The 12,194-nt window shown below is 62.9% G+C and carries 8 protein-coding genes and 3 pseudogenes; all 11 read left to right on the top strand.

From position 1 onward, the window contains the following. Positions 1–4 precede the first annotated feature (4 nt). Positions 5–1,453, top strand: a complete 1,449-nt coding sequence (locus IF103_RS03570; RefSeq protein ID WP_023378644.1) for a sigma-54-dependent transcriptional regulator — start codon at positions 5–7, stop codon at positions 1,451–1,453. A 239-nt stretch (positions 1,454–1,692) separates the two neighbouring features. Then, positions 1,693–1,803 (top strand): annotated as a pseudogene (locus tag IF103_RS25295) (hypothetical protein); the annotation flags it as partial. A gap of 239 nt (positions 1,804–2,042) precedes the next feature. Continuing rightward, positions 2,043–2,153 (top strand): annotated as a pseudogene (locus IF103_RS25290) (hypothetical protein); the annotation flags it as partial. 239 nt (positions 2,154–2,392) lie between these two features. Continuing rightward, positions 2,393–2,503 (top strand): annotated as a pseudogene (locus IF103_RS25285) (hypothetical protein); the annotation flags it as partial. A 904-nt stretch (positions 2,504–3,407) separates the two neighbouring features. Then, on the top strand, positions 3,408–4,796 hold the full coding sequence (locus IF103_RS03565; RefSeq protein ID WP_023378643.1) for a polynucleotide adenylyltransferase PcnB: 1,389 nt from the start codon (positions 3,408–3,410) through the stop codon (positions 4,794–4,796). After that, positions 4,793–5,272, top strand: coding sequence for a 2-amino-4-hydroxy-6-hydroxymethyldihydropteridine diphosphokinase (gene folK, locus IF103_RS03560; protein ID WP_023378642.1), 480 nt, complete (start codon positions 4,793–4,795; stop codon positions 5,270–5,272). Before IF103_RS03565 ends, folK begins: the two co-directional genes overlap by 4 nt. Before the next feature lie 251 nt (positions 5,273–5,523). Beyond that, entirely contained in the window at positions 5,524–6,324 is an 801-nt protein-coding gene (gene panB, locus IF103_RS03555; RefSeq protein ID WP_023378641.1) for a 3-methyl-2-oxobutanoate hydroxymethyltransferase, read from the top strand. After that, positions 6,321–7,184, top strand: coding sequence for a pantoate--beta-alanine ligase (gene panC, locus IF103_RS03550; RefSeq protein WP_023378640.1), 864 nt, complete (start codon positions 6,321–6,323; stop codon positions 7,182–7,184). The genes panB and panC overlap by 4 nt, the downstream gene beginning before the upstream one ends. Positions 7,185–7,453: 269 nt before the next feature. Next, entirely contained in the window at positions 7,454–9,118 is a 1,665-nt protein-coding gene (pgi, locus tag IF103_RS03545; RefSeq protein ID WP_023378639.1) for a glucose-6-phosphate isomerase, read from the top strand. Positions 9,119–9,306: 188 nt separating this feature from the next. Next, on the top strand, positions 9,307–11,241 hold the full coding sequence (acs, locus tag IF103_RS03540; RefSeq protein ID WP_023378638.1) for an acetate--CoA ligase: 1,935 nt from the start codon (positions 9,307–9,309) through the stop codon (positions 11,239–11,241). 41 nt (positions 11,242–11,282) lie between these two features. Continuing rightward, positions 11,283–12,152, top strand: a complete 870-nt coding sequence (locus IF103_RS03535; RefSeq protein ID WP_104882187.1) for an oxygenase MpaB family protein — start codon at positions 11,283–11,285, stop codon at positions 12,150–12,152. Positions 12,153–12,194: the final 42 nt, after the last annotated feature.

Below are 12,194 nucleotides of genomic sequence, written 5' to 3'. Positions count from 1 at the left end.
ATCAATGCCGCACATTCTGATCGTCGAAGACGAAACCATCATCCGCTCGGCCCTGCGTCGTCTGCTGGAGCGGAACCAGTACCAGGTCAGCGAAGCCGGCTCGGTACAGGAAGCACAGGAACGCTTCAGCATTGCCACCTTCGACCTGATCGTCAGCGACCTGCGCCTGCCCGGTGCACCCGGTACCGAGCTGATCAAGCTCGGCCAGGGCACACCGGTGCTGATCATGACCAGCTATGCCAGCCTGCGCTCGGCAGTAGATTCGATGAAAATGGGCGCGGTGGACTACATCGCCAAACCGTTCGACCACGACGAGATGCTCCAGGCCGTCGCGCGCATTCTGCGTGACCGGCAGAACGCACCTGTCGTGGCCCCAGTCACCGCCGAACCGCGCCCCAATGGCAAGGCACCGCTGGCCGACAAAGGCAGCATGGCACCGGCCAATGGTGAAATCGGCATCATCGGGTCCTGCCCGCCGATGCAGGACATGTTCAGCAAGATCCGCAAGGTCGCGCCCACCGATTCCAACGTACTTATCCAGGGCGAGTCGGGCACCGGCAAGGAGCTGGTCGCTCGCGCCTTGCACAATCTGTCGCGCCGCGCCAAGGCACCGATGATTTCGGTCAACTGCGCGGCCATTCCCGAGACCCTGATCGAATCCGAACTGTTCGGCCACGAAAAAGGCGCCTTCACCGGTGCCAGCGCGGGGCGTGCGGGGTTGGTGGAAGCAGCCGACGGCGGCACCCTGTTCCTCGACGAGATCGGCGAACTGCCGCTGGAGGCCCAGGCACGCCTGCTGCGTGTGCTGCAGGAAGGCGAGATTCGCCGGGTGGGTTCGGTTCAGTCGCAGAAAGTTGATGTGCGGCTGATCGCTGCAACGCACCGGGACCTGAAGAACCTGGCCAAGGCCGGGCAATTCCGTGAAGACCTGTATTACCGCCTGCATGTCATTGCCCTGAAATTGCCGGCCCTGCGTGAGCGCGGCAGTGACGTCAACGAAATCGCCAACGCCTTCCTGGCTCGCCAGAGTGCGCGCATTGGCCGTGACGACCTGCGTTTCTCGGCAGAGGCCGAGCAAGCGATCCGTCACTACAGCTGGCCAGGTAACGTGCGCGAGCTGGAGAACGCCGTGGAGCGTGCAGTCATTCTGAGCGAAAGCCCGGAAATTTCTGCCGAACTGCTGGGCATCGATATCGAGTTGAGCGACCTGGACGACGATATTCTCGACGACACCCCGATCATCGCGGGTAGCAACGCCAACAATGCCAGCCATGAGCCCACCGAGGACCTGTCACTGGAGGACTATTTCCAGCACTTCGTCCTCGAGCACCAGGACCACATGACCGAAACCGAGCTTGCGCGCAAGCTGGGCGTAAGCCGCAAGTGCCTGTGGGAGCGCCGCCAGCGCCTGGGCATTCCTCGTCGCAAGAGCAACGCCACCAGCGATAATTGAGGCTGGGGACGGCGCGCTGCCAGATTTTCGGGGGCCTGTGAGATCGAGCGCCGCCTGCGCGGCGCATCGCGAGCAAAGCTCGCTCCTACAGGTCGCGCGCCCATCCCGCAGGGATGATTGGCCCGAAACAAACGTAGGAGCGAGCCTTGCTCGCGATGCGCCGCGCAGGCGGCGCTCGGTCCCACAGGCGCCAAACCTGCTACGTCAGGCCCTTGCGGACTGTAAACCTCCCAGGTAACACCTCCCCCGAGCTTGCGCGCAAGCTGGGCGTAAGCCGCAAGTGCCTGTGGGAGCGCCACCAGCGCCTGGGCATTCCTCGTCGCAAGAGCAACGCCACCAGCGATAGTTGAGGCTGGGGACGGCGCGCTGCCAGATTTTCAGGGACCTGTGAGATCGAGCGCCGCCTGCGCGGCGCATCGCGAGCAAAGCTCGCTCCTACAGGTCGCGCGCCCATCCCGCAGGGATGATTGGCCCGAAACAAACGTAGGAGCGAGCCTTGCTCGCGATGCGCCGCGCAGGCGGCGCTCGGTCCCACAGGCGCCAAACCTGCTACGTCAGGCCCTTGCGGACTGTAAACCTCCCAGGTAACACCTCCCCCGAGCTTGCGCGCAAGCTGGGCGTAAGCCGCAAGTGCCTGTGGGAGCGCCACCAGCGCCTGGGCATTCCTCGTCGCAAGAGCAACGCCACCAGCGATAGTTGAGGCTGGGGACGGCGCGCTGCCAGATTTTCAGGGACCTGTGAGATCGAGCGCCGCCTGCGCGGCGCATCGCGAGCAAAGCTCGCTCCTACAGGTCGCGCGCCCATCCCGCAGGGATGATTGGCCCGAAACAAACGTAGGAGCGAGCCTTGCTCGCGATGCGCCGCGCAGGCGGCGCTCGGTCCCACAGGCGCCAAACCTGCTACGTCAGGCCCTTGCGGACTGTAAACCTCCCAGGTAACACCTCCCCCGAGCTTGCGCGCAAGCTGGGCGTAAGCCGCAAGTGCCTGTGGGAGCGCCACCAGCGCCTGGGCATTCCTCGTCGCAAGAGCAACGCCACCAGCGATAGTTGAGGCTGGGGACGGCGCGCTGCCAGATTTTCAGGGACCTGTGAGATCGAGCGCCGCCTGCGCGGCGCATCGCGAGCAAAGCTCGCTCCTACAGGTCGCGCGCCCATCCCGCAGGGATGATTGGCCCGAAACAAACGTAGGAGCGAGCCTTGCTCGCGATGCGCCGCGCAGGCGGCGCTCGGTCCCACAGGCGCCAAACCTGCTACGTCAGGCCCTTGCGGACTGTAAACCTCCCAGGTAACACCTCCCCACCCCAACAATCTGTTACCCAGGCTCTCCCCGCGTAACAGTTCCCGAGGTGTACGGTAACGAAATTTCTACATTTCCCGCCCGCCCGCTTCCGCTAAATCTCTCCAAGCTCTTGATTTTATTGTGTTTTCAAAAGTTGGCACGGCACCTGCTATATCTTTGGCACAAGAACAATAACAAGCACTGCAACTCAGAATAAGAACAAGACGAAACGGCTCACGCACAATAAAAACAAGACGGCGGAGGCGCAGCTAACTGATTCTTTTGGAGAGGATGCGTGTTTGGGGCTTGCCCCACGACCAGGCAGAGAACAACAAAAACTGCACTAAAAAGCAGCGCCTGAACTGGTTGGATCGATAGATCAACGTGACATCAGCGACCAAAGCAATCCGTTTGCTCTTAACCCCTGGATTGGGGGTCGTCCACAAGCTTTGAGATTTGTGGACAGGGCACTCAACAAAAACAAGAAGCCCAGCAGAAGAACAATAAGAGCACGCAACGACTTCTTGGGGAGCTTAGGCTCCCCTTGTCGTTTCTCTCCTTCCAGCAGGCTTCCTGCGACCGCCTACACCATTCCCCGAGTAAATGCTAGAATCCCCGCCCATCATGCGGCCATTCTCCTATTCTTGGCCGAACATTCCTTCAAACAGTGCATCCCATGCTGAAGAAGCTGTTCCAGTCGTTCCGCCCGCCCGTACCGGGCCAGCACCACAGACGCACCACGCCTGAGGTGATCAACAAGAGCCAACACTCGCTGCAACGCCACCAGTTCAGCCGCCACGCGGTGAATATCGTCGAGCGGCTGCAAAGTGCTGGTTACCAGGCATACCTGGTCGGTGGCTGTGTCCGCGACCTGATGCTGGGCATCACGCCGAAAGACTTCGACGTCGCCACCAGTGCCACCCCCGAGCAGGTCCGCGCCGAGTTCCGCAATGCGCGCATCATTGGCCGCCGCTTCAAGCTGGTCCATGTGCATTTCGGCCGTGAGATCATCGAAGTCGCCACTTTCCGTGCGCCTCACTCCGAAGAAGACCAGGGCGACAGCCACCGTTCGTCACACAATGCCAGTGGCCGCATTCTGCGCGACAACGTCTACGGCACGCTGGAGGAAGACGCCCAACGCCGCGACTTCACCATCAACGCCCTTTACTACGACCCGGTCAGCGAGCGCATCCTCGATTACGCCAACGGTGTGCACGATGTCCGCAACCGCCTGCTGCGCCTGATCGGCGACCCAACCCACCGCTACCAGGAAGACCCGGTGCGGATGCTGCGCGCTGTGCGTTTCGCCGCCAAGCTCGACTTCGGTATCGAGAAACACACCTACCAGCCCATTCGTGAACTGGCTCCGCTGCTGCGTGACATCCCGCCAGCCCGCCTGTTCGAGGAAACCCTCAAGCTGTTCCTCTCCGGCCAAGGCGCGATCGCCTTCGAGATGCTGGTCGACCTGCACTTGTTCGACCCCTTGTTCCCGGCCAGTGCCCATGCCCTGGAAGAGCGGCCGACCTACACCCACACCCTGATCAGCCAGGCGCTGAACAACACCGACCTGCGCGTCAAGCAAGGCAAGCCGGTAACACCGGCCTTCCTGTTCGCCGCCTTGCTCTGGCCAGCGCTGCCAAGCCGCGTCCTGCACCTGCAGAACCAGGGTGTACCGCCGATTCCGGCCATGAACGGCGCAGCCCACGACCTGATCGCCGAGCAATGCGCACGCATCGCCATCCCGAAGCGCTTCACGCTGCCGATCCGCGAAATCTGGGACATGCAGGAGCGCCTGCCGCGCCGCAGCGGCAAACGTGCCGACCTACTGCTGGACAATCCGCGCTTCCGTGCCGGTTACGACTTCCTGCTGCTGCGTGAAAGCGCCGGTGAAGACACCGACGACCTCGGCCAGTGGTGGACCGACTACCAGGACGCCAACGACAGCGAACGCCGCGAGATGATCCGCGAGCTGGGCAGCCGTGACGATGGCGCCGGTGCCGGCCCGCGCAAACGCAAACGCAGTGGCAGCAAGCGCAAGCGTGGCGGTGACGAGGCCTTCGATTGAACACGCGCGCCTACATCGGCCTGGGGAGCAACCTGGACCAGCCTGCCGAGCAACTGCGCAGTGCCTTGCAGTCGCTCGACCAGGTCGAAGGCTCCCACCTGGTCGCCGCATCCGCCTTGTATACCAGCGACTCGCTGCTGCCAGGCCAACCGCGTTACACCAATGCCGTAGCCGCCCTCGACACATCGCTTGAACCGCTGGCGCTGCTCGATGCCCTGCAAGCCATCGAAAATGACCAGGGGCGTGTGCGCAAGGAGCGCTGGGGCCCGCGCACGCTCGACCTGGACATCTTGCTGTTCGGCGACCAGGTGCTCGACGTACCGCGCCTGAAAGTCCCGCACTACCACATGCATGCACGGCCCTTCGTGCTGTACCCGCTTGCCGAACTGGTACCCGCGGACTTCCGCCTGGCCGATGGCCGCGCCCTCGCGCAGTTGCTCGCAGACTGCCCGTTCGTCGGGCTGGAACGCCTGTAATCCGGGCGTTCCAGACCAAGGTAACGCCAGTAACACCCGAATCGTAACAATGCGGTAACAGGGTGATTGACTTCCCCCACCTCGCTCACGACTATAGGCGTCCCGTGTGGCACCAAAGTGCCGCATACCCGTATCTAGGCCCGGACGGACCTGTGCCCGAACATCACAAGCGATGATGTGCCGCTCCGGAAGATGACTCAACGTGTTGGTCGCAGTCGTTTTTCAAAGCGCCTGAACGAGGATTTTCCTAAATGCCTGAAGTAACCCTGACCACCCTCCATGGCCTGAAGGCCAAGGGTGAAAAAATCACCATGCTGACCTGCTACGACGCCACCTTCGCCAAGGCGGCCAGCCAAGCCGGTGTCGAAGTGTTGCTGGTGGGCGACTCCCTGGGGATGGTCCTGCAAGGCCATGACAGCACGCTGCCTGTCACCACCGACGAAATGGCTTACCACACTGCCTGCGTCAAACGCGGCAACGATGGCGCCCTGATCCTGGCCGACCTGCCGTTCATGGCCCACGCCACGCCAGAGCAAGCCTTCACCAACTGCGCGACCCTGATGCGTGCCGGCGCTCACATGATCAAGATCGAAGGTGCAGCCTGGCTGGCCGAGACCATTCGACTGCTCGCCGACCGTGGCGTACCTGTGTGCGCGCACATGGGCCTGACCCCGCAAACCGTCAACGTGCTGGGCGGCTATAAGGTACAGGGTCGCCAGGAAGCCCAGGCGCGGCAAATGCGTGCCGATGCCATTGCCCTGGAGCAGGCCGGAGCGGCCATGTTGCTGCTCGAGTGCGTGCCCAGTGAACTGGCAGCTGAGATCACCCAGGCGGTCAGCATCCCGGTGATCGGCATCGGTGCGGGAAATGCTACCGACGGCCAAGTGCTGGTTTTGCATGACATGCTCGGCTTGTCCCTGAGCGGTCGCGTACCGAAGTTCGTGAAGAACTTCATGTCCGGCCAGCCAGACATCCAGAGCGCCCTTGCCGCCTACGTTCAGGCCGTCAAAGAGGTCAGCTTCCCAGGTAGCGAACACGGGTTCAGCGCATGAATACAGTCAAGACCGTCCGGGAACTGCGTGCCGCCGTCGCGCGCGCGCGCAGCGAGGGCAAACGCATCGGCTTCGTGCCCACCATGGGCAACCTGCACAGCGGCCACGCCGCACTGGTGACCAAGGCGGCTCAACGAGCCGACTTCGTGGTTGCCAGCATCTTCGTCAACCCGCTGCAGTTCGGCGCCAACGAAGACCTCGACAAATACCCTCGCACCCTGGCTGCCGACCAGGAACGCCTGCTCGAGGCCGGTTGCAACCTACTGTTCGCCCCGACGGTCGAGGAAATGTACCCCGACGGCATGAGCGTGCAGACCCGCGTCAGCGTGCCGAACCTCTCCGAAGGCCTGTGCGGTGCCAGCCGACCGGGACACTTCGAGGGTGTGGCCACGGTGGTCAACAAGCTGTTCAACATGGTCCAGCCCGACCTCGCCGTTTTTGGCGAGAAGGACTACCAGCAACTGGCAGTTATCCGGGCGATGGTGCGTGACCTCAACATGCCGATTCAAATCATCGGCGAGCCGACCGTACGTGCCGAGGATGGGCTGGCGTTGTCATCGCGCAATGGCTACCTCACGCCCGAGCAGCGCGCTGTCGCGCCGGTGCTGTATCGCACCCTGAAACACATCAGCGAACAGATTACCCGTGGCCAAGTCGACTTCCCCGCACTGGTCGAGGAAGGCAAGGCACAGTTGAACGCCGCCGGCCTGCGCCCGGATTACCTCGAAGTGCGCCACGCCGTGAACCTGCAACCGGCCACCTTTGGTGACCGTGACCTGGTGATTCTGGCTGCGGCTTACCTGGGTAACACCCGGTTGATCGACAACCTGTATCTGCACCTGGACGAAAAAACCGCGTAAGCCTGCTGCGATTGGGTGTGGAAGCGGCGTTGTGTCGCGATAGGGCTGCCCGGCAGCCCCCCACCCTCTGATGCAGGGACGCTGGAATCCGGGGCTGCTACACAGCCCTACCGCGACACACGGCCGCTCCTAAAGGGATCGCGGCACGCCTAAATTCCCCTTCTCGCCCCATTCCCTGCGCCGGGCCATTGCCTATAATGATGGCCAGCCTGAACCCGGCAATCACTGCCCTGTCCAAGGCAACACCACGCACCAAGGAACCCTCCGCAATGGCGTATTACCGTACACCCCACGATGTTACGGCCCTGCCCGCCTGGCAGGCACTCCAGCAACACCGCGACGCCATGCAAGGCTTCAGCATGCGCGAAGCCTTCGCCAGCGATGCCAAGCGCTTCGACCAGTTCTCCCTGAGCAGCTGCGGCCTGTTCCTCGATTATTCCAAGAACCTGATCACCGAGCAGACCCGTGACCTGCTGGTAGGCCTGGCCAATGAGGTCGGCCTGCAGGATGCGATCAAGTCGATGTTCAGCGGCGAGATCATCAACGCTTCCGAAGGACGCCCGGTGCTCCACACCGCCCTGCGTCGTCCGGTCGGCGACAAACTCAGCGTCAACGGCGTCAACGTGATGCCGGAAGTGCACAAGGTACTGAACCAGATCACCGAGCTGGTCGGCCGCATTCATGATGGCCTGTGGCGGGGCTACAGCGAGAAACCGATCACCGACGTGGTGAACATCGGCATCGGCGGCTCGTTCCTCGGCCCAGAGCTGGTCTCCGAAGCCCTGCTGCCCTATGCCCAGCGCGGTGTGCGTTGCCATTACCTGGCAAACATCGACGGCAGCGAATTCCATGAGTTGTCGGCCAACCTGCGCGCCGAGACGACCCTGTTCATCGTTTCGTCGAAGTCGTTCAACACCCTCGAGACGCTGAAGAACGCCATGGCCGCACGTACCTGGTACCTCGCCCAGGGCGGCTCCGAAGCCGAGCTGTACCGCCACTTCATCGCTGTCTCCAGCAACAAGGCCGCCGCCGTGGCCTTCGGCATCCGCGAAGAGAACATCTTCCCGATGTGGGACTGGGTTGGCGGGCGTTACTCGCTGTGGTCGGCCATCGGCCTGCCGATCGCCCTGGCCATCGGCATGGCCAACTTCAAGGAACTGCTGTCGGGTGCCTACACCATGGACCAGCACTTCCAGACCGCGCCGTTCGACAAGAACATGCCCGTGCTGCTGGCCCTGCTAGGTGTGTGGTACGGCAACTTCTGGGGGGCATCGAGCCACGCGATCCTGCCGTACGACCACTACCTGCGCAACATCACCAAGCACCTGCAGCAGTTGGACATGGAATCCAACGGCAAGAGCGTGTTGCAGGACGGCAGTCCAGTGAAGACCGATACCGGCCCGGTAATCTGGGGCGGCGTTGGCTGCAACGGCCAGCATGCCTACCACCAGTTGCTGCACCAAGGCACCCAGCTGATCCCGGCGGACTTCATCGTACCGGTGGTGAGCTTCAACCCCGTGGCGGACCACCACCAGTGGCTGTACGCCAACTGCCTGTCGCAGAGCCAGGCACTGATGCTGGGCAAAACCCGAGAGGAAGCCGAGGCGGAACTGCGCCAGAAAGGCCTGAACGAGGCCGATATCGAGAAGCTCGCCCCGCACAAGGTGATTCCGGGCAACCGGCCGAGCAACACCCTGGTGGTCGAACGCATCAGCCCGCGCCGCCTGGGCGCCCTGGTGGCCATGTATGAACACAAGGTCTTCGTGCAAAGCGTGATCTGGGGCATCAATGCCTTCGACCAGTGGGGCGTGGAGCTGGGCAAAGAGCTCGGCAAGGGCGTCTACCAACGCTTGGTCGGCAGCCTGGAAGACAGCGCCGAGGACGGCTCGACGCAAGGCCTGATCAACTACTTCCGCGGCCGTCACCGCGGCTGATTCCGCGCCGACACCGGCTTGCTCGCGGGTGAACCCGCCTCTCCAGGTACTGCGCACGCCGTGAAGCGGCGCAGTACCCCTGGGTTCCTCCGCGAAGGGTCGGCACCGGTTGAACACCCCTCCAGCTACACTGTCCTATCGAATAGCCGAAGCAGTCCATCGCCCCGACAAGAGCAGGACAACCCGCCATGTTCGATATCCGCGATTTTCCCCAGGCGCTCGCCGTCAGCCAATCTGCCGCCATAACCCCCGACGACTACCGTCGCCTCTACCGTCAATCGGTCGAAGACCCCGACACCTTCTGGGCCGAACAGGCCAAACGCCTGGACTGGATCAAACCCTGGTCAAGCGTGCAGCAGTGCGACATGAAAAGTGGCAAGGCGCGCTGGTTCGACGGCGCCCAACTGAACGTGAGCTACAACTGCATCGACCGCCACCTGGCCAAACGGGGCGAGCAAACCGCCCTGCTCTGGGAGGGCGATGACCCTGGCGAGTCCAAGGCCATCACCTACCGAGCGCTGCACCGCCAGGTCTGCCGCCTGGCCAATGCCCTGAAAGCGCGGGGCGTGAAGAAAGGCGATCGGGTCTGCATCTACATGCCGATGGTCCCGGAGGCCGCCTATGCCATGCTCGCCTGCACACGCATCGGCGCCATCCATTCAGTGGTGTTCGGTGGTTTTTCCCCTGATGCGTTGCGCGACCGTATCCTCGATGCCGACTGCCGCACGGTGATTACCGCCGACGAAGGTATCCGCGGCGGCAAACGCATCCCGCTGAAACAGAACGTCGACAAAGCCCTGGCCAGTTGCCCCAATGTCAGCAGCGTATTCGTCGTGCGTCGCACCGGCAGCGAAGTGGCCTGGATCAACCAGCGCGACCTCTGGTACCACGAGGCGACCGAACAGGCCGGCGACGACTGCCCGCCAGAGGCCATGGAAGCGGAGGACCCGCTGTTCATCCTGTACACCTCCGGCAGCACCGGCAAACCCAAGGGAGTCCTGCACACCACCGCAGGCTACTTGCTGCAGGCCACCCTCACCTTCAAGGTGGTGTTCGACTACCGCGAGGGCGAGGTGTTCTGGTGCACCGCCGATGTCGGCTGGGTCACCGGCCACAGCTACATCGTCTACGGCCCGCTGGCCAACGGCGCCATCTCGCTGATGTTCGAAGGCGTGCCCAACTATCCGGACACTTCACGCTTCTGGCAGGTCGTGGATAAACACAAGGTGAATATCTTCTACACCGCCCCCACCGCCCTGCGGGCGCTGATGCGTGAAGGCTCCGGGCCGCTGCAGAGCACCTCGCGTCAAAGCCTGAGGCTGCTGGGCAGCGTTGGCGAGCCGATCAACCCGGAAGCCTGGGAATGGTATTTCGAGGCAGTCGGGCAGAAACGCTGCCCCATCGTCGACACCTGGTGGCAGACCGAAACCGGCGGCATCATGATCACACCCCTGCCCGGCGCGCAGAAGCTCAAGCCAGGCTGCGCCACGCAACCGATGTTCGGCGTGCAACCGGTGCTGCTGGATGACAAAGGCAAGCTCATCGAAGGGCCCGGGGCTGGCATTCTGGCCATCAAGGCCAGCTGGCCGGGGCAGATCCGCAGTGTCTATGGCGACCACCAGCGTATGGTCGACACCTATTTCAAACCCATGCCAGGCTACTACTTCACCGGCGACGGTGCTCGGCGCGATGCCGAGGGTGACTACTGGATCACCGGTCGCATCGACGATGTAATCAACGTTTCCGGCCACCGCATCGGCACCGCCGAAGTGGAAAGTGCACTGGTGCTGCATGACAGCGTCGCCGAGGCGGCCGTTGTCGGCTACCCGCACGATCTGAAGGGCCAAGGGGTATATGCCTTCGTCACGCCCATGAACGGTGTCACCCCGGACGATGAGCTCAAGAAAGCGCTGCTCGATCTGGTTAGCAAGGAAATCGGCAGTTTCGCCAAACCCGAGCTGATCCAATGGGCCCCCGCACTGCCCAAGACCCGCTCGGGCAAGATCATGCGGCGTATACTGCGCAAAATCGCCTGCAATGAACTGGAGAACCTGGGCGATACCTCGACCCTGGCTGACCCAAGCGTGGTCCAGGGGTTGATCGACACACGCCTCAACAAATAACCGGCGGCCTGGGTTCATGGCCGCCCTGAAGACAGGTCGCCATGGAAACCCTACGTCGCCGCATCGAAACCCAGGTCATGAGCCTCACCGGGCTGGCGCTGGGCCAGCTCGACCTGGAGTCGCCCAAGGGCGACCCGGGCCTGTTCGGCCCGCACAGCATCAGCTGGCGCGTGCATGGCGATTTTCCCAGCATGCTGGTCGGTGGTATCAGCGCGCTGATGCTCCAATTGCTGCACCCGCTGGCACTGGCAGGGGTGTGGGATCATTCCAACTTCCGCCACGACCTGCTTGGCCGCCTGCGCCGCACCAGCCAGTTCATCTCAGGCACCACCTTCGGCTCCACCCGCGATGCCGAATGGCTGATCGAGAAAGTGCGCACCATTCACCTCAAGGTGACCGGCGTCGCACCCGACGGCCGTCCGTATTCCGCCAGCGATCCCGACCTGCTGACCTGGGTGCACGTTGCCGAGGTCAGCAGTTTCCTGGCCGCCCACTTGCGCTACCGCAATCCGCAACTGTCTCTTGCCGACCAGGATGCCTACTACGACGAGATCGCCCTGATCGCCGAACGCCTGGGCGCCCACGATGTGCCGCGCTCACGCCAACAGGTCGAGGATTATCTGCAGCGCATGCGCCCACACCTGCAATGTGATGCCCGTAGCCTGGAAGTGGTAGAGATCCTGCTCAACGCCCCTGCCCCCAGCCGACTGGCCGAGCCGATCGGCAAGCTGATGCTGCAGGCAGGCATCGACCTGTTGCCGGAATGGGCGCAAGCCATGCTGGGCCTTGAGCAAGGCCCTTTACAGCGGCGCATGATCCGCTTGGGAATCGAACGCACGGCCCCCGTGTTGCGCTGGGCCATGCGCAATGGCTCCGCCCACCGGGCCAAACGGCGCATGGGCATTGAGTGAGGTCAAATGGTCGCCGCTGCGGAACCGATTTAACGTGCCATA

Source organism: Pseudomonas sp. SK2 (assembly GCF_016772395.1).
Taxonomy (GTDB): Bacteria; Pseudomonadota; Gammaproteobacteria; order Pseudomonadales; family Pseudomonadaceae; genus Aquipseudomonas; species Aquipseudomonas taiwanensis.
The sequence above is the reverse complement of the archived record's forward strand: the minus strand, read 5'-3'. Positions and strand labels throughout refer to the sequence as shown.

What these genes read in the sequence shown, in the direction of transcription:
- IF103_RS03570 (WP_023378644.1), top strand. Translation starts at nt 5, where the DNA reads ATGCCGCACATTCTGATCGTCGAAGACGAAACCATCATCCGCTCGGCC.
- IF103_RS03565 (WP_023378643.1), top strand. Translation starts at nt 3,408, where the DNA reads ATGCTGAAGAAGCTGTTCCAGTCGTTCCGCCCGCCCGTACCGGGCCAG.
- panB (WP_023378641.1), top strand. Translation starts at nt 5,524, where the DNA reads ATGCCTGAAGTAACCCTGACCACCCTCCATGGCCTGAAGGCCAAGGGT.
- pgi (WP_023378639.1), top strand. Translation starts at nt 7,454, where the DNA reads ATGGCGTATTACCGTACACCCCACGATGTTACGGCCCTGCCCGCCTGG.
- IF103_RS03535 (WP_104882187.1), top strand. Translation starts at nt 11,283, where the DNA reads ATGGAAACCCTACGTCGCCGCATCGAAACCCAGGTCATGAGCCTCACC.
- acs (WP_023378638.1), top strand. Translation starts at nt 9,307, where the DNA reads ATGTTCGATATCCGCGATTTTCCCCAGGCGCTCGCCGTCAGCCAATCT.
- panC (WP_023378640.1), top strand. Translation starts at nt 6,321, where the DNA reads ATGAATACAGTCAAGACCGTCCGGGAACTGCGTGCCGCCGTCGCGCGC.